At 61.6% G+C, this 24072-nt stretch carries 22 protein-coding genes; 12 read left to right on the top strand and 10 right to left on the bottom strand.

Annotated features, from left to right (window positions below; translation table 11 throughout):
* Positions 1 to 43: 43 nt before the first annotated feature.
* Together ABIE28_RS15870 and ABIE28_RS15865 are read right to left on the bottom strand one after the other, a co-directional pair.
* Positions 44 to 1231: an MFS transporter gene (locus ABIE28_RS15870; protein ID WP_354064590.1), complete on the bottom strand. Its 1188-nt coding sequence runs from the start codon at positions 1229 to 1231 to the stop codon at positions 44 to 46.
* 164 nt (positions 1232 to 1395) lie between these two features.
* Positions 1396 to 1875 (bottom strand): hypothetical protein, encoded by a 480-nt coding sequence (locus ABIE28_RS15865; protein ID WP_354064589.1) that lies wholly within the window; start codon positions 1873 to 1875, stop codon positions 1396 to 1398.
* 567 nt (positions 1876 to 2442) lie between these two features.
* Here ABIE28_RS15865 and ABIE28_RS15860 point away from each other — a divergent pair.
* The 6 genes from ABIE28_RS15860 (at position 2443) to ABIE28_RS15835 (ending at position 9595) form a co-directional block, all read left to right on the top strand.
* A complete protein-coding gene (locus tag ABIE28_RS15860) occupies positions 2443 to 3330 on the top strand; it encodes a carbohydrate ABC transporter permease (protein WP_354064587.1) in 888 nt (295 codons plus the stop codon).
* Positions 3331 to 3422: 92 nt separating this feature from the next.
* Complete coding sequence (locus ABIE28_RS15855; protein ID WP_354066464.1) at positions 3423 to 4265, top strand: carbohydrate ABC transporter permease; 843 nt, start codon at positions 3423 to 3425, stop codon at positions 4263 to 4265.
* A 33-nt stretch (positions 4266 to 4298) separates the two neighbouring features.
* Positions 4299 to 5519 carry an extracellular solute-binding protein gene (locus ABIE28_RS15850; RefSeq protein ID WP_354064585.1) on the top strand — a complete coding sequence of 407 codons (1221 nt, stop codon included), beginning with the start codon at positions 4299 to 4301 and terminating at the stop codon, positions 5517 to 5519.
* A 67-nt stretch (positions 5520 to 5586) separates the two neighbouring features.
* Positions 5587 to 6663: an ABC transporter ATP-binding protein gene (locus tag ABIE28_RS15845; RefSeq protein WP_354064583.1), complete on the top strand. Its 1077-nt coding sequence runs from the start codon at positions 5587 to 5589 to the stop codon at positions 6661 to 6663.
* A 30-nt stretch (positions 6664 to 6693) separates the two neighbouring features.
* Positions 6694 to 7560: a MurR/RpiR family transcriptional regulator gene (locus ABIE28_RS15840; protein ID WP_354064581.1), complete on the top strand. Its 867-nt coding sequence runs from the start codon at positions 6694 to 6696 to the stop codon at positions 7558 to 7560.
* 22 nt (positions 7561 to 7582) lie between these two features.
* Complete coding sequence (locus ABIE28_RS15835) at positions 7583 to 9595, top strand: beta-N-acetylhexosaminidase (protein WP_354064579.1); 2013 nt, start codon at positions 7583 to 7585, stop codon at positions 9593 to 9595.
* 38 nt (positions 9596 to 9633) lie between these two features.
* On the opposite strand, the gene ABIE28_RS15830 is transcribed toward ABIE28_RS15835, so the two are convergent.
* Complete coding sequence (locus tag ABIE28_RS15830) at positions 9634 to 11091, bottom strand: M81 family metallopeptidase (RefSeq protein ID WP_354064577.1); 1458 nt, start codon at positions 11089 to 11091, stop codon at positions 9634 to 9636.
* A 226-nt stretch (positions 11092 to 11317) separates the two neighbouring features.
* Positions 11318 to 12415: a TRAP transporter substrate-binding protein gene (locus ABIE28_RS15825; RefSeq protein ID WP_354064575.1), complete on the bottom strand. Its 1098-nt coding sequence runs from the start codon at positions 12413 to 12415 to the stop codon at positions 11318 to 11320.
* 240 nt (positions 12416 to 12655) lie between these two features.
* On the opposite strand from ABIE28_RS15825, the gene mctS reads away from it, so the two are divergent.
* On the top strand, positions 12656 to 14038 hold the full coding sequence (mctS, locus tag ABIE28_RS15820; RefSeq protein ID WP_354064573.1) for a two-component system sensor histidine kinase MctS: 1383 nt from the start codon (positions 12656 to 12658) through the stop codon (positions 14036 to 14038).
* On the top strand, positions 14035 to 14685 hold the full coding sequence (gene mctR / locus ABIE28_RS15815) for a two-component system response regulator MctR (RefSeq protein WP_354064571.1): 651 nt from the start codon (positions 14035 to 14037) through the stop codon (positions 14683 to 14685). Before mctS ends, mctR begins: the two co-directional genes overlap by 4 nt.
* A gap of 98 nt (positions 14686 to 14783) precedes the next feature.
* Here the strand turns inward: mctR and ABIE28_RS15810 are convergent, their stop codons facing one another.
* Together ABIE28_RS15810 and ABIE28_RS15805 are read right to left on the bottom strand one after the other, a co-directional pair.
* Positions 14784 to 16175, bottom strand: coding sequence for a TRAP transporter large permease (locus ABIE28_RS15810; protein WP_354064569.1), 1392 nt, complete (start codon positions 16173 to 16175; stop codon positions 14784 to 14786).
* Entirely contained in the window at positions 16175 to 16732 is a 558-nt protein-coding gene (locus ABIE28_RS15805; RefSeq protein WP_354064567.1) for a TRAP transporter small permease subunit, read from the bottom strand. Before ABIE28_RS15805 ends, ABIE28_RS15810 begins: the two co-directional genes overlap by 1 nt.
* 257 nt (positions 16733 to 16989) lie before the next feature.
* On the opposite strand from ABIE28_RS15805, the gene ABIE28_RS15800 reads away from it, so the two are divergent.
* Genes ABIE28_RS15800 through ABIE28_RS15790 form a run of 3 tightly spaced genes read left to right on the top strand, consistent with a single transcriptional unit; the run spans position 16990 to position 19216 of the window.
* Entirely contained in the window at positions 16990 to 17808 is an 819-nt protein-coding gene (locus ABIE28_RS15800; protein WP_354064565.1) for an SDR family oxidoreductase, read from the top strand.
* Positions 17802 to 18536: a FadR/GntR family transcriptional regulator gene (locus ABIE28_RS15795; RefSeq protein ID WP_354064563.1), complete on the top strand. Its 735-nt coding sequence runs from the start codon at positions 17802 to 17804 to the stop codon at positions 18534 to 18536. Before ABIE28_RS15800 ends, ABIE28_RS15795 begins: the two co-directional genes overlap by 7 nt.
* Positions 18536 to 19216, top strand: a complete 681-nt coding sequence (locus tag ABIE28_RS15790) for an RraA family protein (RefSeq protein WP_354064561.1) — start codon at positions 18536 to 18538, stop codon at positions 19214 to 19216. The genes ABIE28_RS15795 and ABIE28_RS15790 overlap by 1 nt, the downstream gene beginning before the upstream one ends.
* Before the next feature lie 68 nt (positions 19217 to 19284).
* Here ABIE28_RS15790 and ABIE28_RS15785 read toward each other — a convergent pair whose 3' ends face one another.
* From ABIE28_RS15785 to ABIE28_RS15770, 4 genes are all read right to left on the bottom strand, one after another.
* Positions 19285 to 20082, bottom strand: coding sequence for an IclR family transcriptional regulator (locus ABIE28_RS15785; RefSeq protein WP_354064559.1), 798 nt, complete (start codon positions 20080 to 20082; stop codon positions 19285 to 19287).
* Positions 20083 to 20180: 98 nt separating this feature from the next.
* Entirely contained in the window at positions 20181 to 20804 is a 624-nt protein-coding gene (locus tag ABIE28_RS15780) for a DAK2 domain-containing protein (protein WP_354064557.1), read from the bottom strand.
* A 3-nt stretch (positions 20805 to 20807) separates the two neighbouring features.
* The gene (locus ABIE28_RS15775) at positions 20808 to 21803 is read right to left on the bottom strand and encodes a dihydroxyacetone kinase subunit DhaK (RefSeq protein ID WP_354064555.1); all 996 of its coding nucleotides are present in this window, start codon (positions 21801 to 21803) and stop codon (positions 20808 to 20810) included.
* 66 nt (positions 21804 to 21869) lie between these two features.
* The gene (locus ABIE28_RS15770) at positions 21870 to 22802 is read right to left on the bottom strand and encodes a dihydrodipicolinate synthase family protein (protein ID WP_354064553.1); all 933 of its coding nucleotides are present in this window, start codon (positions 22800 to 22802) and stop codon (positions 21870 to 21872) included.
* Positions 22803 to 23106: 304 nt separating this feature from the next.
* Here ABIE28_RS15770 and ABIE28_RS15765 point away from each other — a divergent pair, with 304 nt between their 5' ends.
* Positions 23107 to 24066, top strand: coding sequence for a tripartite tricarboxylate transporter substrate binding protein (locus tag ABIE28_RS15765; protein WP_354064551.1), 960 nt, complete (start codon positions 23107 to 23109; stop codon positions 24064 to 24066).
* Positions 24067 to 24072 lie beyond the last annotated feature (6 nt).

Here is a 24072-nt window from a genome sequence, read left to right as displayed (position 1 = left end):
AACGTCTTGGCTGGCGATTGGTTACCGCGTGGCGGCAATGCGCCTACATCACGCCAGCAATATCGGCCTCGGGGTTGTGGCGCGGTGCCGGCTTGCGTGTGGCCAACCGGCCGGTCAGGGCAAGGCTGATCAGTAGAACGGGCACGAGGCAGGCAATGCCGAGGCGCATGTCGAAATGCTCGGCCACAAAGCCGATCACCGGTGGACCCACGAGAAAGCCGAGCAGCGCGACAAAGCTCAGGATGGCGACATTGGCCGAAGCGGTGCGATCGGTGAGGCTGGCGGCAGCCGTGACGGCGAGCGGAAAGCCGACCGAAACGCCGATGCCGATAATGGCAAAGCCGAGTAGCGCCACGGGCGTGATCGGGGCGAGGAACAGGACCACGGCGCCCGCCACGGCCAGTGTGCCGCAGATGCGCGCAGTGTTGACCGCACCGAACCGCCGCTTGAGCGTATCGCCGCCGAAGCGACCGGCGGCCACCATCATGGCAAAAACCGAATAGCCCAAACCGACCAGCCCACCCTCGGCGCCGAGCGCATCGCGCAGGAAGATTGCCGACCAGTCTGCCATGGCGCCCTCGGTCATGGTGATGCCGAACACGAAAAAGCAGATGCCCAGCAGCGGCCAGCTTGGAAACGCCCAGACCGAGCGCTGATGTTCGCTTTTTGGTGGTTCGGCGGCAAAGATGGGCAGGGCGTTGGACGCAACGATGGCAACCGGCAGCACGATCAGCGCCACCAGCAATATGGCCCAATGCGCCTCAAGTCCGAGCGCAGCGAGCCCCGAGCCGATCAGGCTGCCGACCATGATGCCGACCGACCAGAAGCCGTGCGAGGTCGTCATGATCGTCGCGCCGGTGGCTTTTTCGACCGTGTCGGCCTGAACGTTCAACCCCAGTTCGACGAATGAGATAGTCGATCCGGCCAGCATCAGCGCGATGAATAGCACCGTCGGATTGGCGGCAAAGGCGGGCAGCGCCACGGCCAGCGAATAGAGCACGAAACCGCCAAGGATCGCCATGCGCGGCCCGATCTTGCCCACCAGCGGCCCGGCAAACGGCAGGGTCAGCAAGGTGCCGCAGGGCAGTCCCAATAGCGCAAAAGCCAGCCCGGCCGGCCCCAATCCAAGGGCCTGTTGCACATCGGGAATGCGCGGCAACCACGAGCCAAAGGCAATCGGCTGCAGGAAGAAAACCAGCATGGTCAGGCGCTGGGGAGAGAGGAAGGACATGTTGGTTTCCTTTTGGACCGATGGTGGCGCATATTCGCAACCACCACCGTGCTGTCATCGGGCTCGACCCGAGGATCACGCGCCGCTTGTGCCATGTTTCAAATGGCCCCAGGATCAAGTCCGAGGGCAGCGCCGGTGCGATAGTGCCCAGCGCCACACGTCGATTATTGCCCCATCGGATAGGGCAAATATCCCGCAAACCCTGTCAGTTTCCACGCACCGGAAACCTTGCGCAGGAAATACAGCGTCTGCCAGTTGAGCACGTCCTGGCCGCCATCTTTCAGCGCAATGGTGCCGTCGAACTTCTTGTGCGCGATGGCGATGTCGCCGTTGATCTCGATTTCGGTGAGGCTGGTGGCGCGGTGAATGCCGGTCAGCACGTCTTCAGCATAGTCGAGCTTCTGGCTTTCCTGCGCCTGACGGATCCAGTCATCGCGATAAGCCTCAAGCGTCGGGAAGCTGATGCGCCAGGCATCGGGATTGCCGGACTTCTGACCGTTGATGCCCAGAAAGCCCTCCCTGATGAAATCGCCGTCCACCATGCTCCAGTCGGCGGCGACAAAGGCGGCGATGTCGCGCTCGACCAGCATGGTCCAGATGGCGCTGCGGTCCGGATCGTTGGGGAATGGATTTGTGCTGCTCATGACGGGTGTTCCGGGACGGTGTGGAGCAGCTTTGGACGCGCTGCTTTCGATGCAGCATTAGTGTTCGAAATTTACATCGCTGTCATCAGCCTGAAACAAGAAGTTTGAGGGTGCGGCAATACCAATTGTCCGGCTTGAGGTATCCGGCCCCAGTTTTGCACATCGTGAAAATGGCGGAAAATTCGCGAAATAGCTGACAATTCAGGGAATTTCTCGACGCCTCAAGTCATGCGTGGCGGTCGTTGAGATTGGTATGCGACCTTCGTCGAATTCGAGTTGACATCGCTTTCAGAAACTCCCTAATCTTGAAAATAGTTTACAGAGTTGTCGATCGGCCCTTCAAGAGGTCGGCGCCAACATGGGGGGATGATGAGGGCAGGCAACTTCAGCCACGGCTATCGTTTGGGCTATTCGGCGCGCAGCGTTTTCGCTGCTCGGCGCGATGGCGCAGTCGCCGGTTTGTCCCTCAGCCTGATCGCCGCACCAATCCGATCACGTGCCGACTTGATGCCCAATTGGCCGCGCCTTGGCGCTGGCCTGGGCCGTGCGGGCTAAAAGGAACAGGCCATGACCAGCACTCGCAGCGCCGTTCTTTTCGCACTCGCATTGCTGGCTCCGGCACTGATCTACATCCTAATCATCGTCGCCTATCCGCTGTTTGATACGGTGGTGCTGAGCTTTACCAATGCCGCCCTGCGCCCCACCTACGACTTTGTCGGCTGGGCCAATTACGAGCGCATTTTCGGCGCCGGCAACTTCACCGAAGTCATCCTGCGCACTTTCATCTGGACCTTCTTTTCTGTGGTCCTCAAGATGGTGATCGGTACGCTGGGCGCGACGCTGCTCAATGCCGCCATTCCAGGCCAGACAGTGTTCCGCATCCTCACCATGCCGCCCTGGATCGTGCCGATGGCTATCGGCATTTTCATGTGGGGCTGGATGTATAACGGCCAGTTCGGCATGATTTCCGGGCTGCTGCAGAACTTCGGCATCATCAGCAAGCCATGGCCGATCCTGGCCTTTGGCGACAGCGCCTTCTGGGCGACCATCATCACCGATGTGTGGATCGGCGTGCCGATGGTCACCATCTACATGCTGGCCGCGATGCAATCGATCCCCAAGGACCTCTACGAAGCATCCTGGACCGATGGCGCCGGGCGTTTCTATCGCTTCCGCCGCATCACGCTGCCGCTGCTGGTGCCGGCGCTGCTGACCATGAGCCTGCTCAGCCTGATTGCGACGTTCAACTCCTTCGACATCATCTGGATCCTGACGCAGGGCGGTCCCAGCGGCTCCACCACCACGATGATCATCGACACCTACAAGACCGCCATCGGCAGCCGCAAATATGGCGAAGGCGCTGCCCGGGCCGTGGTCATCTGCATCTTCGTGTCGCTGTTCTGCCTCGTCTATTTCCGCGCCGTCCGCAAACTTGCGCAGGGAGAAGCCAAATGAGCGACGTCGCCCGCACCACCGAAGTCGCCAGCGCCGACAGCACCGCACTGGTCAAACCTGCCAAGCGCATCAGGAAGCGCTCCACCAAGGCCATGATCGACCGCTACAAGTGGTACGAAGTGGCGCTAATGTATCTGGGGATGGCGGTCTTTCTGTTCTTCATACTCGCGCCGTTCATCGAAGGATTTCTGGTTTCGCTGAAGCCGCTAAGCCAGCTGTTTTCGACGCCTTATAGCTTCATTCCCAAGAACGGCTCGTTCGATTCCTACTTCAAGATGTGGACGTCCGTGCCCATGCTCGGGCTCTACATTTTCAACTCGTTCTTCATCTCGACGGTGGTCACGATCATTGTGGTCGCGGTCGTCGTTCCGGCAGCCTACGCCTTTGCCCGGTTCAACTTCGCCGGTGCCGGATTGATGCTGGGCGGGTTCCTCGCCGTGAACATGTTTTCGGGCGCCGTGCTGCTGATCCCGCTATTCCGCCTGATGCGCCAGTTTGGCCTGCTCAATACCTATTGGGCCATGATCGTGCCCGGCGCAGCCTTCCTTATTCCATCCTCGATCTGGCTGCTGCGCACTTACATACTGCGCATTCCCCGCGAGCTGGATGAGGCCGCCTGGGTCGATGGCGCATCGCGTCTTTATACGCTGCGCCGGGTCATCCTGCCGCTGGCCATGCCGGGCATCGTGGTGATTTCCATCATGACCTTTATCGGTGCCTACGCGCAGCAGTTCATCTTCGCGCTGACCTTCAACTCACGTTCCGAATTCATGCCGCTGCCGATCGGGCTGTTCGCCTTTTTCGGCAAGCAGGAGGTGCAGTGGAACGAGTTGATGGCGGCCAGTTTCGTCGGAATCCTGCCGGTCATGATCGTCATCGTGTTCCTGCAGCGCTATCTCGTCGCCGGTCTGACCGCTGGTGCCGTGAAGCAGTAGAGGGGGCCTGCGGGCCAATAAGGGAGAGAGTATATGAGAAAGACAACGAGCCTGTTGTTGGCGTCGGTTGTTGCGATGAGCAGCTCCACCGCGCTGGTGGGCATGGCCCTGGCCGATGACATCAGCTTCATCCTGTGCGGTGACGCGGTCGACGCCAAGCATCAGCAATATATCAATGACTGGAACGCCGCCAACCCTGACGACAAGGTCGTGCCCGAAGTGGTCGGCTGGGGCCAGTGCCAGGACAAGGTGACCACCCTCGCCGTTGCCGGCACGCCGGTCGATATCGCCTATGTCGGTTCGCGCACGCTCAAGCAGTTCGCGCTCAACGATCTCATCGTGCCTGTGCCGATGACTGACGAAGAACGCGCCAGCTACTACAATTTCGTGCCCGAAACCGTCACCTTCGACGGCACCCAGTGGGGCATTCCGGTTGCCTTCACCACCAAGGCGCTGATCTGGAACAAGGGCCTGTTCGAAGCCGCTGGCCTTGATCCTGAATCGCCGCCCACCACCTGGGCCGAGCAGCAGGAATACGCCAAGACCATCAAGGAAAAGACCGACGCTGACGGTTTCGGCCTCGTCGCCAAGACCTTTGACGGCACCGTTCACTGGTTCCTGCACTGGGTCTACACCAATGGCGGTTCGGTCATCGATGCCGATGGCAATATCACGCTTGATAGCCCGCAGAACCTCGAAGCCCTGACGGCGCTCAAGGACATCGTGCCCTATTCTGAAGAAGGCCCAACCGCCTACGAGCAGAACGAAGTGCGCGCCATGTTCCTCGATGGCACCATCGGCATGATGCATATCGGCGCCGGTATCGTGCCGCTGATCAAGGAAACCGACATCAAATGGGGCCTCGCCACACTGCCACTCGGTCCCGATGCCAAGGGTCCCGGCACGCTGCTGATCACCGACTCGCTGGCTGTGTTCAAGGGCACAGGCAAGGAAGACAAGGCCATCGAGTTTGGCAAGTTCTTCACCGCACCTGATCGCCAGTTTGCCTACGAAACCCAGTTCGGCCTGACCCCGCTGCGTCCACTGCCGCAGGTTGATGAGCTGGTTGCTGCCAATGACTACTGGAAGGTCTTCATTGACTCGATCGAATATGGTGGTCCAGAGCCGCTGTTCACCGACTATATCGGTTTCCAGAACACCATCATCGACATGGTCCAGTCGGTCGTCACCGGCCAGGCCGAGCCTGCTGCTGCGCTGACCAAGGCCGCTGGCGAACTCGAGCAGTACAAGTAAGCTTCAAAGCGTGCCGTCGCCCCATGCGGGCGGCGGCATCCCTCCCGTGTTCCGGAGCCTCTTTCCCATGTCGCAACTCAGCCTCAAGCGCCTCGAAAAGTCCTTCAACGAGGCCCGCATCATCAAGGGCATCGACCTTGATGTGTCCGAGGGCGAGTTCGTGGTGTTTGTCGGGCCATCCGGCTGCGGCAAGTCCACCCTGCTGCGCATGATTGCCGGGCTTGAAGATGTGACTTCCGGCGAGATTTCCATCAGCGGCAAGGTGGTCAACGACCTGCCGCCGGTGCAGCGCGGCATCGCCATGGTGTTCCAGTCCTATGCGCTTTATCCGCACATGACGGTCTACGAAAACATCGCCTTTCCGCTGCGCGTCGAGCGCCTGCCCAAGGATCAGGTGGAGCAGCGCGTCGGCGCCGCCGCTAAGGTGCTGCAGCTCGAAAGTCGTCTCCAGCATCGTCCGGGCATGTTGTCGGGCGGCCAGCGTCAGCGCGTCGCCATCGGCCGCGCCATCGTGCGCCAGCCCAAGATTTTCCTGTTCGACGAACCGCTGTCCAACCTCGACGCCGCGCTGCGCTCGGAGATGCGCATCGAGCTGATGGAACTGCACAAGCGCCTCGGCTCCACCATGATTTACGTGACACACGACCAGGTCGAAGCCATGACCATGGCCGACAAGATCGTCGTGCTCAATGCCGGCGAAATCGCCCAGATCGGCTCGCCACTCGATCTCTACCATCGCCCCGACAATCTCTTTGTTGCCGGCTTTATCGGCAGCCCGAAAATGAACTTCATCGCCGGTACGGTCAAAACCGCCGACGGCACGACCGCCACTGTCGATCTTGGCGCACTCGGCACCATTGCCCTGCCACGCAGCAGCACGGCCATTGCCGGACAGTCGGTAACGCTGGGCATCCGCCCCGAGCATCTTCGCCTTGATGGTGGCGATTTCACCATCTCCACCACGCCCAAGATCGTCGAGCAGCTCGGCATCCACACCATCACCTATTCCACGCTGCCGGGCGACGAAAACTTCATCGGCCTGTTTGAAGGCAATCCGGGTCTTGATGACGCCAAACCCGTCGCGATGGGTTTTGCGCTGGACAAGGTTCATCTCTTTGATCAGGCAGGGTTGGCGGTTTACTGACCTTTCGGGGCCGCCCGGAGAAACGCGACCATGCTCGACATTGTTGGCCTGCTGCAGGCTGAAAAGAACGCATTGACCCGTTCCGAGCGCGCCCTGACCGAGATCGTGCTCGCAGATGTGGAAAGCGTCCTCAAGATGAGCATCGTCGAGCTTGCCGCGCAGGCCGATGTGTCGCCCCCCACGGTCACCCGTTTCTGCCGTCGCCTCGGCTGCGACAGCTATGCCGACTTCAAGGTTCGCCTCGCCCAGTCGCGCTTTGTCGGGCAGCGTTATATCGCTCCGGCTGCCGGGCCGGCCAGCGTCCGCGAGATCGCCCAGGGCGTCGTCAACGGCATCCAGAGCACCATCTACGAAACCTTCGAACGCCTCGATTTCGATGCTGTAGAACGCGCCGCGGAAAGCATCGTCAAGGCCAGCTATGTGTTGTCATACGGCTCGGGCGGCTCATCCTCGATGGTGGCCAATGAAACCGAGGCGCGGCTGTTTCGGCTTGGCCTCAAGGTCGCGTCATCGACGGATCATCAGGTGCAGTTGATGCGCGCGGCCTCGTCACCTCCGGGCACGGCGATCATCGCCTTCTCGCTATCGGGCAACAATATTCCGCTATCGCGCGCCATGTCGGCGGCCGGCGAATATGGCCACACGCGCATTGTCGTCACCCGCTCGGGTTCCCCGCTCGCTGCGCAGTCCGACATTCTCATTGCCATCGATCGGCAGGAATACCCCGACATTCTCCGTCCCACGCCGGGCCGATATGCCCTTTTGGCGGCGGTGGATATTCTCGCGCAAACCGTCGCAACCCGGCTCGGCCAGTCCGCCGTGGCCAGCATGCGCCGCATTAAGCACCAACTTGTCGTCAATCGTGACGGCGACGACGCCCAGCCTCTCGGCGACTGACCTTTACTAAAAGAGACCTTCCATGCCCCTGTCTTTTTCTCTCGTCACCACCTGGACCCCTGCCGCCGATGGCGAGCCGCTTGGCTATGGCATCGAGCTGACCAATACGGGCGATGAGCCGGTCAGCGATTTCCAGCTTGGCTTTTCGGGTCCGGCGCGCGTTGATCCGCATGCAACGCTGGAAAACGGCCGCCTGATCAAGCGCCTCTCCAACCACACGCTGATCGCGCCGCCAGAGGGTTTCGTGCTGCAGCCGGGCCAGACCTGGACCTCGATTGCGCGCGGCCTGTCCTATGGCTTGCGCCACTGGAGCGACGGCGCCAATACCGGCTATGTCGTGCTCAAGGACGGCAGCACGGTCTCGCTGCCGACCGCGCCAACCAAGGGCAAGGGCCACAATTCGCCGCTGCTCAAAGGCACGGTCAAATTCCCCATTCCTGCCAAGGCCCCGGTTCCGGTATCGATCATTCCATGGCCCAAGTCAGTCGCCACCACCGGCGCCCGCACGGCTCCTCCCGGCCTCGACCTCAAGCCCGAAGGTACCGATGCCGGCCGCGCCGCCGCAGCCTTTGCCGCTCTCGTCGATGATCTGTTTGCCGTCGAGGGTCTGGTGCGCCCTGCGTCGGAAGCCGGCCTGCCGGTCGCTATCCGTTATCAGGATGGCCTTGCCGCCGAGGCCTATGAAGTCGCCTTTGCCGACGATAGCGTGGTCGTATCGGCCACCACGCGGCAGGGCATGTTCTATGGTCTGGTGACGCTCGGACAGATCCTGCGCGGCGCCAGGCAATATCCGCAAACCTTCATTTTCCCCACTGGCGGCACTATCACCGACGAGCCGGGCTTCACCTATCGTGGCTGCCATCTCGATGTGGCGCGCCAGTTCTATTCCGGCGCCGAAGTCAGTCGCCTGCTCAAGCTGATGGCGTGGAACAAGCTCAACAAGTTCCACTGGCACTTGAGCGAAGACGAAGCCTGGCGCGTCGAGATCGACGCCTACCCGCAGCTCACCGAAATCGGCGCATGGCGCGGTCACGGCAAGGCGCTGCCGCCACTGCTGGGCTCTGGGCCGCAGCCAACCGGCGGCTACTATTCCAAGAACGTCATCCGTCAGATCGTTGCTCTCGCCGACACTTTGGCCATCACGGTCATTCCCGAAATCGACATGCCGGGCCACTTCTACGCCGCGCTACAGGCGCTGCCGCATCTGCGCGATCCGGCCGAAACCGGCGAATATCAATCGGTGCAGGGCTTCCCCAATAACAGCCTCAATCCTGCTTATGAGCCGGTCTATGAATTCGTCCAGACCGTGGTCGACGAGGTGCTTGAACTGTTCCCCGCCGGCATTTTTCATGTCGGCGCCGACGAAGTGCCGCTGGCCGCGTGGTCCGGCTCGCCGCTGGCGCTCGACATGATCGAAAAGCTGGCTGGCCCGCAAATGCGCAAAAAGCACGAGGCCCAGTTCAACCAGCTCGGCAATCACGACGGCGCCGACGAGATCGAGGGCTCACCAACCGCCCTGATCCAAGCCGCCTTCATCCGCCGCGTGCACGATTACATTTCGTCAAAGGGCGCCATCACTGGCGGCTGGGAAGAAGCAGCCCATGGCGATGCGGTCGACAAGGACAAGTCCTTCGTCATCGGTTGGCGCAATGTGGAGATCAACGCCGCCCTCGCCGAACGCGGCTTCGACATCGTCGTCTCGCCCGGCCAGCGCTACTATCTCGACATGGCCAATGGCGTTGCCTGGGCCGAACCCGGCGCCGGTTGGGCAGGCTGGTCGGGCCCGCAGGAAACCTATGAGTTCGAAGCCCGCACTGGGTTCTCCGAAAACGGTCTCGAGCATCTGCTTGGCGTGCAGGCCTGCATCTGGAGCGAGTCGATGACCGACCGCGCCATCTTTGACCGACTGGTCTTCCCGCGCCTTTCGGCCATCGCCGAAGCCGGCTGGACCCTGCCGGAACGCAAAAGCTGGGACCGCTTCAAAGCCCTCGTCGGCACCATGCCCATCATGTACGGCAACTGGTCAGCGGAATAACGCTGATGCTTCTGCCCTCTCCCATTGTGGGGGAGGGCTTACCCCCAAGGGTTCTCTACCATCGGCCAGATATCACGCGGCGCCTTGCGATAGGGCGTCGTCGCAGGCGTATTGGGGTAGGGCTTGCCCGCCGCGCAATAGATGATCTCGGCGGCAATTTTTGAGAACGAGTCATAGAAATGGTTGGTCGACTTGATCAGCAGGATCTTGCGGCTCTGCGGATCGATCCCCATCGCTGAAAATAGCGACGGATCAAAGCTCTGCGCCCGCGTCGAATTGAGGATCACGTCTATGCCATCAAAGCTGATCCAGGCGGCGTCGCCGAACGGCGCATAGCTTTCGCCAAACCGCATTTCGGCATTCTCGACGACGCGCTTCACTGTCACCACCTTGTCGATTGGATCGCCGGTCAGCGGCGCCGATTTGGCGCCGAACCGCAGCGGGATTTTCGCGCCTTCGCCGGCGGCCATGCAGATCTGCACCGCAATCGGGTCCCAGATCGTGCCAACGGCCACGTCGGTCACGCCACGCGCGATCAATTCGGCCAGCACCACGGTCGCATCGCCCGCTGTGCCGCCGCCCGGATTGTCCCACACGTCGGCGATCACCACCGGCCCGCGCGGCGCGGCCAAGGCGGCTTCGACGGCGGCCTTTTCATCAACCAGGCTCACCATGAAGGTGCCGCGTAGATCAAACAGCTCTCGCCCCAGCTTTTCGGCCAGCGCTGCGCCTTCGGCGGCCCGGTTGTCGGTGACGGCAATCACCTTGGTGCCCATTTCGGGCACGTCGCCGGCCATGAAACCGTGGATCACCGATAGCGACAGCAGCCCCGGCGTCGATTTTTCAAGCGCAAAGAGCCTGTCGACAAAACCGCGCATCGGTTGCTTGGAGGTTGGAAACACATCGATCATGCGGCAATCAAACACCGACATCACCGGCGCGATTTCCTTTTTGATCGCCCGCACCGCAATGTCCCAGAGGTCGCGCGCCCGATCGACGAAATCGGTATGCGGAAACTCTTTGAACGCCACGAAAAAGTCTGCTGCCGCAACGCGCTTGCGCGTCAGATGGCTATGCGGATCAAGCTCGGCGCAGACCACGATGTCGGGCCCGACAATGTCGCGCACGCGGCTCAGAAAATCGCCTTCCGGATCGTCATAACCCTGCGCCACCATCGCGCCGTGCAACCCCAGCACTACGCCATCGACCGGCATGGCCGCGCGCAGCTGGCCCAAAATCTCGTCGCGTAGTTCTTCATAGGTCGAGCGCGCCACCAGCCCCGCCGGATCGGCCCAGCTGGCGCTTCCCTCGATCAGCAGCCAGCCCTCGCGCGCGCACACTTCGCGGCCCACAGTGATCGGCGCAGTGCACAATGTCGGGGTAACCGGATGCTCGCCCGGTCGGGCATAAAGCGACGCCTCGAACGCACGTTTGTCGACCGCGATGGGAGAAAACGTGTTGGTTTCGGTAGCAAGGGCAGCAGCAAAGACACGCAACGGTCGGACTCACGATAGAGAAGGCTAGGCTCGTCAATTAGCAGAGCCACAGGCACAGATCACGTAAGAAATTTACACGGTGACGGCGATTTGATGGCGCACCGCGCTTTTCCCTGTCGTTTTTGCTTCGATGTGCGAAATTTGCTTTCAAATGCGGTTTTGCTTGAGACAGAAAAAGCCCGGACACAAGGCCCGGGCTTCTGAGTGGCGTCTGCGAAAAGGCCTTTTAGAGGGTGAAGTACTTTTCGCGGGCGCGGAGGAACAGGGAGTCGGTGCCATCGGTCTTCTGGCGGACGATATTGAAGGCCGCGATGAAGCTCTCGGCGGTCTTTTTGGTCAGCGCGTCGCCGCCTTCGCGGATTTCGCTGAGCAGTTCCACCGATGCCTTGGCGCCGGCTTCGAGGATTTCCTCGGGGAACTGGCGGATCTGCACGCCATGCTCGTTGACCAGCGCCTGGAGGGCGCGCGGATCGTTGGCGGCAAAGTCGGCGGCAACCTGATCGTATTCGGCCTGACAGATGTCCTTGACCAGTGCCTGCAGGTCTTCTGGCAGCGACTGGTATTTTGCCTTGTCGACCACCAGCTCGAACGCCAGACCCGGCTCGATAAAGCTCGGGAAATAGTAGTTCTTGGTGATCTGGTGGAAGCCCAGTGCGAGATCGTTATAGGGGCCGATGAACTCGGCTGCGTCGAGCGTGCCAGATTGCAGAGCAGCAAAGATTTCGCCAGCCGCGAGATTGGTAACCGAAGCGCCCAGCTTGGCCCAGACCTGACCGCCAAGGCCCGGTGTGCGGAAGCGCAGACCCTGCAGCGAGGAAAGCCCGGTCAGCTCGTTCTTGAACCAGCCGCCAGCCTGCGTACCGGTATCGCCAGCGAGGAAGCCCTGCAGGCCGAACTGGTCATAGGTTTCGTCCCAGACTTCCTGGCCGCCGAGATAGCGCACCCAGCCGGTCAGTTCGCGGCTGGTCATGCCGAATGGCACGCCGCTGAAGAACGAGAGGCCCTGCGCCTTGTTCTGCCAGTAATAGGATGCGCCGTGGCTCATTTCGGCCGAGCCGTCGATCACAGCGTCCAGGGCCTGCAGGCCGGGCACCATTTCGCCAGCGGCGAAAACCTGAATGTTGAGGCGGCCGCCCGAGGCTTTGGTAATGCGGTCGGCCAGGCGCTGTGCGCCAACGCCCGGACCGGGGAAGTTCTTTGGCCAGGTCGTGACCATGCGCCAGTTGTAATTGCCCTGCGCAATGGCGGGCGTAGCAAGAGCCGTGGCGGCTGCCGCGCCGATGGTGGCGACCGAAGCCGACTTGAAGAATTCGCGTCTCTTCATGCTGTCCTCCCAGACATAGTTGATGAACGATTCAATCGTTCTGAGGTGCTCCCCACCGCGTGCCCCCAGTTCGGCCGCGGAGACGCTTTCGCGTTGGCGCTAAAGAACCCATGCAGCTTTTGACTGTCCAGCGCTCGTGCGGGATGACTGGGGTTTTCTGATTAAGAGCTACCCATTACTACGCAGAGGTGCCGTCCGCCGGTGTGCTAGACTGGCGCTTGAGGAGAGGTGTGGACACCAATGAACCTGAGGCAGAAGATTCTGGCTTTGGCGATCCTGCCGCTTGTGGTGGCGATCGCGGTCATCACTGTGCTGGTCACGTCGCAGTCCACCATGCTGGCCCGCGCCAGCATCGCGACCTTCGAGCGCAATCTGCTCAAGGCCAAGGAGCAGGAACTGCTCAACCTCACCAATATGGCGATCTCGGCCATTGCGGCGATCTATGACGACGCCGATGCCGATGACGAGGATGCCAAGCAGAAGGTGCGGGTCATCCTGTCCGATCTCGATTACGGCCCGGATGGCTATTTCTTCGCCTATGATTTTGACGGCGTGAACATCGTCCACCCGCGCCAGAGTTTCCGCCACGGCGTCAACTGGATCGACATGCAGGACCCCGATGGCAACCGCGCCATCGCCAACCTGATCGCGCGCGGCAAAGAAGGCGGCGGCCTGCATCAGTACAAGTGGGAAAAGCCCTCGGCCGGCGTTGTCGCTGACAAACTCTCCTTCGCGGTGGGCCTCGAAAAATGGGGCTGGATGCTCGGCACCGGCGTTTATCTCGACGATGTCTTCGCCCAGACCGCCGCCGCCGAAGCCGATTTGCGCTCCCACATCAACGACACGTTCGTCATCGTGACGGCGATCACGCTGCCCAGCGTCTTGGGCGTGTTTCTGGTTGGTCTGTTCATCACCATGCGCGAGCGGCGCCTTGCCGATACGCGGCTCAAGGAACTCACCCAACGCATTATCGACGCGCAGGAGGAAGAACGCGCCCGCATCGCCCGCGAACTGCATGACGGCATTTCCCAATCCATGGTGGCGGCGCGCTACATGCTCGACGTGGCAGCGGTGAAGGTGAAATCTGGGGCCGATGATGTTTCGAGCGTTATCGAGCGCGGCGCCAGCGGGCTCAACAATGCCATCAAGGAAGTGCGGCGCATGTCGCACAATCTGCGCCCCGGCATGCTCGACGATCTGGGTCTGTCTGCGGCGCTCGAGGCGCTGGCGGATGGTTTTACCGAACGCACCGGCGTGCCCGTCGAAATGAAGGCCGTCGCGTTCAAGAATGTTATCCTGTCGGGTGCCCGCACCGCGCTCTATCGCGTCGCGCAGGAGGCGTTGACCAATATCGAACGCCATGCCCGGGCCAGCCATGTCCGTATCGTCGTCACCAGCAGCGGCGGTGGCGTTCAACTGCTGATCGAGGACGATGGTCAGGGCTTTGCCGAGCGCAAGCAGAAGCGCGCCTTTAGCGGGCTGGGCTTGCGCAACATGCAGGAGCGCATGGAGCATTTCGGCGGCTCGCTGGATGTCCGCACCTCGGCCTCCGGCACGACGCTGCGGGCGCGCCTGCCCAAGACCATTTACATCACCCAGCAACCAGAGGCGGTGCCGGCATGACCACAAACCGGCAGATCCGCGTCATCATTTGTGATGACCACCCTCTGGTTCTCGAAGGCATTCGCTCGGTGATCGAGACCTTCGAGCACATCACCGTGGCGGGCGCCGTGGGCTCGGCGCGGGCGGCGCTCGATCTGGCCGAGACCGAGCAACCCGATGTGGTGATGCTCGATATCAATATGCCTGAACTGAGCGGCCTCGACGCCATCGAATTGTTCCGCGAACGCCTGCCGCGCGCGCGGCTGCTGATGCTCTCGATGCACGATAGTCGCGAATATATCTCGACCGCCGTCATGTATGGCGCATCGGGCTATATCCTCAAGGACGTCTCGACCAGCGAGATCATCGCCGCCATCGAAACGGTGGCAGGTGGTGGCACCTATTTCTCCTCCGGCGTGACCAGCGCGATCCTGCAGAAAAACGCCAAGGCCGCCGCCGACATGCCCTTGACCACCCGCGAGCAGACCGTGCTGTTCCTGCTCGCGCGCGGGCGGTCCAACAAGGACGTGGCAGTCGAACTCGATATCTCGGTCCGCACCGTCGAAACGCACCGCAAACACATCAAGAAAAAGCTGGGCATCGCCACCACCGCTGGCCTGACGCGCTACGTAATCGACAACGGCCTGATCGGCGGTCCGGACGACTAGCGCCAAGGCGCTGACGTTGTTCGCTTGGATGCGTTGAGAGGACAAAGCAAAAGGCCCGGAGTTTCCTCCGGGCCTTCGTATTTTCAGTCGCTCACATCCTAGCCATAGAGCTGCTTTGGCAGCCAGGTGGCGAGTTCGGGGAAAACGAACAACAATCCGAGCGCGACCAGTTGCAGGATCACAAAGGGGAAGGCCCCGCGATACATCATGCCGGTCGTGACCTTGGCCGGTGCCACGCTGCGCAGGTAGAGCAGCGAGAAGCCGAAGGGCGGCGTCATGAAACTGGTCTGCAGGTTCACCGCCACCGCAACGCCGAGCCAGACCGGATCGACACCAAGCGCCAGCAGCACCGGAGCGGTGATCGGCACGACGATGAAGATGATCTCGAACGTGTCGAGGATAAAGCCCAGCACGAACATGATCAGCATGACCACGATGGTTGCGCCCACTGCGCCGCCTGGCATGTTGACGAGGAATTCGTGCACCAGGTTCTCGCCACCCATGATGCGGAAGACGATGGCAAACAGCGCCGCGCCGAACAGCAGGATGAACACCATGGAGGTGATCGTGGCGGTGGCGATGCAGACTTCACGCAGCATGCTGAAGTTGAGCTTGCCTTTGACTGCCGTCAGGATCAACGCGCCGACAGCACCCACCGACGCGCCTTCAGTCGGCGTGGCAATGCCGGTCAGGATTGAGCCGAGCACGGCCAGCATCAGCATCAGTGGCGGCACGAGTGCGCTGAACACTTCACGCAGCAGAGTGCCGCGTTCTTCGAGCGGAACCGGGGTAGCCGGAGCGGCCTTGCCGTTGAAAATCGCGTTAAAGATCATCCAGCCGAGATAAAGCGCGATCAGCACCATGCTGGGGAACACGGCCCCGGCAAAAAGCGAGCCCACCGAAACCGGATCGGGCGCAAAATTGCCCTGGCTCATCTGCACCTGCGCATTGATGCCAGCCAGCATGTCGCCCATGAAAATCATCACGGTCGATGGCGGAATGATCTGCCCCAGCGTGCCCGATGCGCAGATAACGCCAGCGGCCAGCTTTGGATCATAGCCTGCCCGCATCATCGCAGGCAGCGAGATCAGGCCCATGGTGACCACGGTCGCGCCGACCACACCGGTCGAGGTGGCGAGCAGCGCTCCCACGATGATGACCGAAATACCGAGACCGCCACGCAGATTGCCGAACAGCTTGCCCATGGTGACAAGCAATTGCTCGGCAAGGCCTGAGCGTTGCAGGGCGATGCCCATGAAGATGAACAGCGGCACCGCCACCAGCACTTCATTGGTCATGAAGCCCACGAATCGGCCCGCTATCGCGCCGAAATTGGATGGATCGAAGATGCCGAAGATCATGCCGATGGCGGCAAAGAACAGTGCCGTTCCGGCGAGGCTGAACGCCACGGGGAAGCCGAGCAGCAGCACGGTGATGACCCCGAAGAACATCAGGACGGCGAGGATTTCGCCTACGAGAACCATGTCCATCAGTGGGTTTCCTCTTCGGTTTTGTAGCGCAGGTCGGGCGGCAGCAGGTCCTCACGGTTGGCCAGCACCAGAATGGAGCGAGCGCCCATGGCCAGGCCCTGCAGGCCCACCAGCACGGCAAAAACGATGACGAAGCTCTTGAGCACGAAATAGCCGGGCATGCCCCCGACATTGGCCGAGGCCTCCATCAGCCGCCAGGAACGGGCGACATAGGGCCAGCAATAGATCAGCACCACGATCATGAAGGGGACGAGGAATGCCACGACGCCGATCAGGTCGGCGATCGCCTTGCGACGGATGGTTGCCGGCGCATAATAGATGTCGACGCGCACATGCTGGTTGCGCAACAGCGTATAGCCCGCCACGCCGGTGAACATCGCACCGGACAGCCAGACATAGAGATCCTGCATCCACAGGGTACTGGTATCGAAGAAATAGCGCTGTACCACGACCGAGAAACAGACAAGCACGCAGGCCAGTGCCAGCCAGCTCAAAACCTGCCCGACAAGCCAGTTGATGGCGCTGATCCCGCGAGTAAATCCCGCAAGCAGTTGCATAATCACCTCCCTGTCCGCGCTCTTTTTGTGATCTGACGGACGAGCGAGCGATATTCTGGAAAATGGCGGCCGCACAACCGCTGATGCCCGTATTCCGGGAGTTTCTGCAGCAAGACCCGTAGTACTGGGTATGCCGGTTTCGCCCGTTTCCGGCGCTCACCCACCCCTTTGTGACCACCAAAGCAGGGAGTTGCATTCGCTGAGCTGTGCGCTTATGACATATGACTTATGTCATAAGTGAGAGGGTGTAGTTGTCGATGTCGGGTTTGTTCAGCGTTGAAGGTAAAATTGCGGTCGTCACCGGCGGGCTGGGTCAACTCGGCCGCGAGTTCGCCAAGTCTCTGGCCGGTGCCGGCGCCAAGGTGGCGGTCTATAGCCGCCGTGAAGTCAGCCAGGAAAAGCTCGACGAGCTGTTTCCGGGTCTTGGCGACAGCATCCGCGTCTATGTCGCCAGCGTCACCGATAAGGCCGCGCTTGAAGCCGCGACCGACAAGCTGATCGCCGACTGGGGCGTGCCGCACATCCTGGTCAACAATGCCGGTATCGACAGCAAGCCCGATGGCGGCGCCGCGCAGAACGCGCCCTTCGAAGACTATCCGCAAAAGTTCTGGGACGAGATCATCGACGTCAACCTGACCGGCGTCATGCTGTGCAGCCAGGTGATAGGCTCCAAGATGGCGGAAGCCGGTCGCGGCAGCATCATCAATGTCGGCTCGATCTATGGCATCGTCTCGCCAAACCAGGCGCTCTATGCCTATCGCGAAAAGCGCGATGGCGTGCCGTTCATCAAGGCCGTGTCCTACGCCGCGTCCAAGTCCGGTCTGGTCAATCTCACCCGCTATGTCGCGACCTACTGGGCCGAAAAGAACGTCCGCTGCAACCTGATCTCCTTCGGTGGCGTCAAGACCGGCAGCTTCGACAAGGAGTTCGTCGACAACTTCCTCGAGCGCGTGCCGATGCGCCGCCAGGCCGAGCTGGGCGAATACAACGGCGTCATCCAGTTCCTCGCCTCGGACGCGTCATCCTACATGACCGGCTCGAACGTCGTGGTCGATGGCGGTTTCACGGCGTGGTAGTTCCATCTGCACCCGATCGCGACAAGCTCTATGTCTCGGTGGTTTCGGCCATCGAGGCGCAGATCCTGTCTGGCGAGCTGAAGGTGGGCGAGCGCCTGCCTTCGGAAGCTGAACTGGCCCGCCGCTTTTCGATAAGCACACGGTCGGTCCGCGAAGGGCTGCAGATTCTGGAAACCAAGGGCATGGTGCGCCGCCGTCATGGCGAACGCGCCGAAGTGGTGCGCGACGATGTCGAGCAGTTCCTCGGCTCGCTCGCAACCACGGTGCGGAGCCTGTTTGCCAAGGACGCCGGCTATCTCGTTCAGCTGATGGACGTGCGCCGCATGTTCGAGCTCGAAGTGGTCGGACGTCTCGCGGCTGGCGAGGGTGAGCCATCCCCTGAAGTGGCGACCTCGCTTGCCGCCATGCGCGATGCCAAGAACTTCTCCCAATATGCCGAGGCCGACGCCGATTTCCATCGGGCGCTGGTGCAGTCGCTGGGCAATGAAATCCTGTCCAGCGTTTACGGCAATCTCTACGCGCTGATCACCGATGTGATCCGTCTCACCAGCCGCGTGCCGAGCAAGACGCAGGCCGAGGGGCTGGCCGAACACGAGGCCATTTATGCCGCCATTACGAGCGGCAATGTCGAGGTCAGCCGCGCGCTTATCCGCGAGCATATCGACAATTCAACCACCTATCTCCAACAGGCGATCGACGCCGGCAAGCAACAGGGACGACGCAGCTAATGTCCGCATATGACTACAACCAGACCGATTGGGCAGCCATCAAGCGGCTGTCGAAGTGGTATTCCGGCGACATCCATGACGTGCTGGATGGCCGTGGCCCTTATGGCTTCCTCAAGGGGATCAGCCAGTTTGGCATTCTGCATCCCGGCCAGGTCGTGTGTGGCCCGGTTTCGACCGTGCGCTACGAAAAGAGCCCACGCGTTGGTCAGCCACAGGACGTCTATCACCAGGCCATCGACGCCGTGGTCAAGGGCGGCATCCTGCTGGTCGATTCATCCTGTGCCGAAGGCTCGGGCACCGGCGAATTGATGTCGAGCGGCGCCAAGACCAAGGGCGCGGCAGCAACCATCGTCAACGGCACCGTCCGCGACATCGCCGAAGTGCGCAAGCTGGACTACCCGCTGTTTGCCAAGGGCATGAGCCCGGTTGGCGTGTCGGGCCGCATGGAAGCCACCCACTATCAGGTCGAGCTCGACATCGATGGCGTCAAGGTTCGCCCTGGCGACGTGATCTTTGCTGACGTCACCGGCGTCGTTGTCATTCCAGCCGGGCTCGTTGGCGTTATCGCCGACGCGGCTGACGAACTGGGCAAGAACGAAGTTGCCTGCCGCCAGCGCATTCTGGCCGGCGAAGACCTGCAATCCATCTGGCCAGTCGGCAAGACCGGCGGCCCCGTCTGACGATAAGACGGCTGGCCTAAGGGCCAGCCATTTCCGTCACGCCACCAGAGGAGGGGGCGATGCTGACTTTAGCGCACATGCCCCAGCCGCTGGGAAATCAGATTGGCGTGGTAGATCACGACCTTGTTCAGTTCATCGACTTCGCTCGCGGGAAACTGCCAGGCCGGAGCGCTGACGCTGATGCCGGCAAACACCAGTCCCGCCTGATTGCGGATCGGTGCGCCGATGCAGCGCAGACCCGGCTGGTGCTCGCCATTGTCGATGGCAAAGCCGCGCTCACGGGTGATGTCGAGCTCAGCCGCCAGAGCGTCCGGATCGGTGATCGTCGTTTCGGTGAAGCGTTCGAGGCCAGCCTCGATAACGCGCTGCACAATGTCGATGGGCTGGTAGGCGAGGATGGCCTTGCCAACGCTGGTGCAGTGGGCGGGCGAATTTTCGACCATGGTATTGGCCAGCATCGGCTCGGCTTCGGTGCGCTGGATGACGACGGCGCGCAATCCGTCAAACACCGCAAGGTGGACCGCGCGGCTGGTCAGCCGGTGCAGGCTATCGACGATTGCCCGGCCTTCGCGATGCAGTTCGAGATTGGCCAGAACGGTGCTGCCCAGTTCAAACAGGCGCAGGCCAAGTCGATAGAAGTCGCGCTCCCGATCCTGCTCGATGAACCCCACTTCGCGCATGGCCGCCAAAAGGCGATGCGTCGTGGAGCGCGGATATCCGGTCTTGGCGCAAATCTCGGCCAAGCTGAGGGCGCGGTGGCCGGTGGTGAAACAGTCCAGCACGCGCGAAACCTTGGTCAGAGACTTAAGACTCTCGTCGCTGCGGGCCGGCTTGTTCGGCGTTGGGGGCACAACAGTCTCGGTCATTGTTTGTGTCTCATCGCCTCTATTGCGTCGTCATCGCTGAACGACGTCGTTGGACTTCTTAGTTTAGTTGCCTATGCACCTCAAGCAAGCGAGGGGCATCAATGACCCACGCTTTGCCTGTCGGTCACGGCGCGCACGATTTCAGCCAGCGCCAGCATGCCCGGATCGTCCAGTCCGACGCTTTTCTCGGCGAACATGCGGGCACGCCCCATGGCCGAGGGGCGGTCGCGAAAGGTGCTCAAAACGTCATCCATCGCGCCATTGGCGGCCGTGGCAATGGCCTCCGGCTCGCTCAGATCGGCAACGCCATTAGCCAGCGCATCGAGGCCATCAATAATGGTCTTGGCTCCGATTTCGGCCTTGCCGCGCGCCATTGCAGCATCGCGGATGGCGCCGATCAACGCGCCCAGCTTGTCCCAGTCCAGTTCGGCCTGACCGGCGCTGTTGCGCCCCGCGGTCATCATGCCGGTAATGATCAGGGTGCCGAGACTCGACCCGGTCGATGCCGCACCCGCCTTGGCCAGCGCCATGAAAGCCGCACCCAGATCGGGCGCGCCGCGTGTGTCGACGCCAGCGAACGTGCCGATCAGACGCGCCAGCATGGTGCCGGTATCGCCGTCGCCCAGTTTGGCGTCGGCGGCATTGAGCCTATCGGTCAGCGTCGCCATGCTCGCATTGGTGCGGTCGATGGCATTAGCGAGCGTATCGCGTGTGATGGCCATGGCTCAGCCCACCCGCCAGAATGGACAGTCAGCGGGCGCATTCAGCAGGTCCTCGATTTCGTCGTCGAGGAAGCACAGGCTGATCGAGGCGCCGCCCATTTCCATCGAAGTGACATAGGGGCCAATCAGGCGCTGCGCGATGGTGAAACCGGCTTCGGCCAACTGCTGGGCGGCGCGACGGTAGAGAATGAACAGCTCCTCAAAGGGCGTCGAGCCGAGGCTGTTGACGAGAATGGCAACGCGGCCTGCACCGACCGGGCGTTCGACCAGCAACAGCGCCAGCATTTCGTCGACCAGTTCGTCCGCCGGGCGGATCGGGCGACGCCAGATGCCGGGCTCGCCATGGATGCCCATGCCCATCTCGATCTCGTCATCGCCGATGGTGAAGTTGGGACCAGCCGCGCCGGGGATCTGGCACGAGGACAGCGCCACGCCAATGGTGCGGGTGCGGTCGACGGTCTTTTGCGCGATGGCGGTCACCGCATCGAGATCGCCGCCACGCTCGGCCAATGCGCCCGCGGTTTTATAGGCAAAGATCAGCCCGGCGACGCCGCGGCGCTTGTGGGATTCTTCGGGCTTGGCGCTGGCAATGTCGTCGGTGCCGAGCACGGTACGGGTCTCGACGCTGTCCATGGCCGCGAACTCGCTGGCCATTTCGAAATTCATCTTGTCGCCGCCGTAATTGCCGAACAGGCACAAGACGCCCGCGCCAGCATTGGCGGCTGCGATGGCATCCTGGCACGAATTGATGGTCGGGCCCTCGAACACATTGCCGATGGCGCAGGCATCGAGCAGGCCTTCGCCGACATAGCCGGTAAACAGCGGCAGATGGCCGGAGCCACCACCGGAAACGACGCCGACTTTGCCTTGGCGCATCGGGACAGTGCGCGCGATGGCGCGGCGGTCATTGCCGACACGCTGCAGGCCGGGATGGGCAAGGCACAGCCCGTCGAGCATCTCGTCGACATAGTTGGCCGGATCGTTGATCAGTTTCTTCATGGTGTCGTCCCGTCATCCCGTGGTGGGCAGGACCGGCCGCTGATCTCGCGGCCGGCCCAAGTTCAGCTAGGCAGCGCGTGCGCGCACGTCGACCAGTTCAAGGATCGGGCCGAGCACGGCATCGATGGCCTTCTTCTGCTCATCGGAAACGCGCTCCATCGGGGCGCGTGGGTGGAACATCGGCAGGCCCTGACGGTGCTGGATGTACTTGATGCAGGCGGGCAGGTTGTCGTGGCGCATGGCATTCCACAGCGCGTTGAGGCGGAAGTGGATGTCCTTGGCGGTCTTGTGATCGCCAGCCTGCACCGCGTTGAACAGCTTGACGGTCACGCCGGGCACGCCGCAGGTCAGTGCGCTGATGGCACCATGTGCGCCCAGGGCAAAGCTTGGATAGAGCAGGGCGTCGATACCGGTCAGCACGATGTTTTCGGGCTTGGCGCGCAGCATCAGGTCGGACACCGACTTCACGTCGCCCGAGGACTGCTTCATGCCGACAACGCCGGGCACGGCATCCATGATCGCCAGCATGTCGTCGATGGAAAGGTAATTCCACGGAATGACGTTGTAGATCAGGATTGGAACCTTGGTCGCTTCCCAGATGGCGCGGAAGTGCTCGATGGTGGCTTCGCGACCGGGCTTGAACAGGTAGTGGACCGGGGTCACCTGCAGGGCATCGATCTTGATGTCGCCCAGCGCCTTGACGCGGTCGATGGCTTCGCGCGTCGACTGCACGATCAGGCCAACAACGAACGGCACGCGGCCGGCATTGGCGTCGTGCGCTTCGATCATCGCGGCGGTAAATTCGGTGGACGAAAGGGTATGGCCTTCGCCGGTCGAGCCACCGACAACGATGCCCCGCACGCCCGAGTCGATCATGAAATCGACCTGCGCCTTGAGCGCGCCCTGCACCAGATTGCCTTCGTCATCGAACGGCATGGACAGCGGCGGCAGGATGCCAGTGAGCGTGTTGCGCAGCGACAGCGCGATCTGGTTCGTCATCGAATTCCTCCAAAGCCGAGGCTGCCGCCACCGTGGCAGGCCGCGCCGGTCAAGACAGTTGCCATGCGCCACCGCGATCTCGGTCAGCGCGTTTCTAGTATTCCGCAATGTGGAACGCCATTCCTTCAATCAATAAGAGGGAGTGCCGCGCTATGTCAACATTATCTGCAATAATTCACCAAAATCGGGTGTCTTGCGTGTCGCCAACGCTCATGCTAATTCCGAAATGCGGTACAAAAGTTTGCGATACGGTAAGTGTCGTAGTTAAGCCGGAACATCCGGTAACTCTCAGGGAGGACCTTGAATGACCCTAATTAAGAAGCTCGCCAGCGTACTGGCCCTGTCTGTGCTGGCTGTTGCGCCTGCTGCAGCGCAGTATCCCGATCACGCGATCAACCTGATCGTGCCATGGGCTGCTGGCGGTGGCACCGACGCGACCGGCCGCATCATTGCGACCCTGCTCGAAAAAGAACTCGGCCAGCCCATCAACGTCATCAACCGCACCGGCGGCGGTGGCATCGTCGGTCACACCGAGATCGCCTATGCACCAGCTGACGGCTATACGCTGGGCGTGATCACCACCGAGCTGTCCATGTATCACTGGACCGGTGTGTCGCCGCTCAACTACACCAATTACGAACCGCTCGCGCTGTTTAACGCCGATCCGGAAGCGGTCTATGTCCGCACCGACGGTCCAGATATTGACGCGCTGCTTGCCCAGATCCGTGCCAATCCCGGTTCGGTCAAGGCATCGGGCGCCAACCTTGGTGGCATGGCCCATCTCGGTTGGGCCGGTGTGCTCGTGACCAACGACATCGATCCAAGCGCTGCCCCATGGGTGCCATCTGAAGGCGCTTCGGCAAGCCTGCAGCTGCTCGCATCGGGCGCCATCACGGTCGTGACCACCACCATGCCAGACGCGCAGCCAATGGTTGATGCTGGCGAAGTAAAGCCCCTGATCGTTGCCGCCAACGCCCGCGTGCCATCGGCTCCCGATCTGCCAACCGCTGAAGAGGCTCTGGGCAATAAGTGGGCCGCCTATGCATGGCGCGGCATCGGCGCACCAAAGGGCCTGCCAGATGACGTCAAGGTCCGTCTGACCGAAGCGCTCGACAAGGTCGTCAACAGCACCGAGTTCGCCGAGTTCATGGCCCAGCGCAAGTTCGGCATCGACTACCGCGATGCTGCTGGCTTTGAAGCCTTCATGGAAGACGCCGACGCATCCATCGGACAGGCCCTCAAGGCCGTTGGCCTGGCCAAGTAAGCCAGT

The sequence above is a fragment of the Devosia sp. 2618 genome, assembly GCF_040546815.1.
GTDB lineage: Bacteria > Pseudomonadota > Alphaproteobacteria > Rhizobiales > Devosiaceae > Devosia.
The sequence above is the reverse complement of the archived record's forward strand: the minus strand, read 5'-3'. Positions and strand labels throughout refer to the sequence as shown.

Excerpts from the sequence above, each read along its gene's own strand:
- ABIE28_RS15870 (WP_354064590.1), bottom strand. The coding sequence starts at position 1,231 with ATGTCCTTCCTCTCTCCCCAGCGCCTGACCATGCTGGTTTTCTTCCTG.
- ABIE28_RS15865 (WP_354064589.1), bottom strand. The coding sequence starts at position 1,875 with ATGAGCAGCACAAATCCATTCCCCAACGATCCGGACCGCAGCGCCATC.
- ABIE28_RS15860 (WP_354064587.1), top strand. The coding sequence starts at position 2,443 with ATGACCAGCACTCGCAGCGCCGTTCTTTTCGCACTCGCATTGCTGGCT.
- ABIE28_RS15855 (WP_354066464.1), top strand. The coding sequence starts at position 3,423 with ATGATCGACCGCTACAAGTGGTACGAAGTGGCGCTAATGTATCTGGGG.
- ABIE28_RS15850 (WP_354064585.1), top strand. The coding sequence starts at position 4,299 with ATGAGAAAGACAACGAGCCTGTTGTTGGCGTCGGTTGTTGCGATGAGC.
- ABIE28_RS15845 (WP_354064583.1), top strand. The coding sequence starts at position 5,587 with ATGTCGCAACTCAGCCTCAAGCGCCTCGAAAAGTCCTTCAACGAGGCC.
- ABIE28_RS15840 (WP_354064581.1), top strand. The coding sequence starts at position 6,694 with ATGCTCGACATTGTTGGCCTGCTGCAGGCTGAAAAGAACGCATTGACC.
- ABIE28_RS15835 (WP_354064579.1), top strand. The coding sequence starts at position 7,583 with ATGCCCCTGTCTTTTTCTCTCGTCACCACCTGGACCCCTGCCGCCGAT.
- ABIE28_RS15825 (WP_354064575.1), bottom strand. The coding sequence starts at position 12,415 with ATGAAGAGACGCGAATTCTTCAAGTCGGCTTCGGTCGCCACCATCGGC.
- mctS (WP_354064573.1), top strand. The coding sequence starts at position 12,656 with ATGAACCTGAGGCAGAAGATTCTGGCTTTGGCGATCCTGCCGCTTGTG.
- mctR (WP_354064571.1), top strand. The coding sequence starts at position 14,035 with ATGACCACAAACCGGCAGATCCGCGTCATCATTTGTGATGACCACCCT.
- ABIE28_RS15810 (WP_354064569.1), bottom strand. The coding sequence starts at position 16,175 with ATGGACATGGTTCTCGTAGGCGAAATCCTCGCCGTCCTGATGTTCTTC.
- ABIE28_RS15805 (WP_354064567.1), bottom strand. The coding sequence starts at position 16,732 with ATGCAACTGCTTGCGGGATTTACTCGCGGGATCAGCGCCATCAACTGG.
- ABIE28_RS15800 (WP_354064565.1), top strand. The coding sequence starts at position 16,990 with ATGTCGGGTTTGTTCAGCGTTGAAGGTAAAATTGCGGTCGTCACCGGC.
- ABIE28_RS15790 (WP_354064561.1), top strand. The coding sequence starts at position 18,536 with ATGTCCGCATATGACTACAACCAGACCGATTGGGCAGCCATCAAGCGG.
- ABIE28_RS15785 (WP_354064559.1), bottom strand. The coding sequence starts at position 20,082 with ATGACCGAGACTGTTGTGCCCCCAACGCCGAACAAGCCGGCCCGCAGC.
- ABIE28_RS15780 (WP_354064557.1), bottom strand. The coding sequence starts at position 20,804 with ATGGCCATCACACGCGATACGCTCGCTAATGCCATCGACCGCACCAAT.
- ABIE28_RS15775 (WP_354064555.1), bottom strand. The coding sequence starts at position 21,803 with ATGAAGAAACTGATCAACGATCCGGCCAACTATGTCGACGAGATGCTC.
- ABIE28_RS15770 (WP_354064553.1), bottom strand. The coding sequence starts at position 22,802 with ATGACGAACCAGATCGCGCTGTCGCTGCGCAACACGCTCACTGGCATC.
- ABIE28_RS15765 (WP_354064551.1), top strand. The coding sequence starts at position 23,107 with ATGACCCTAATTAAGAAGCTCGCCAGCGTACTGGCCCTGTCTGTGCTG.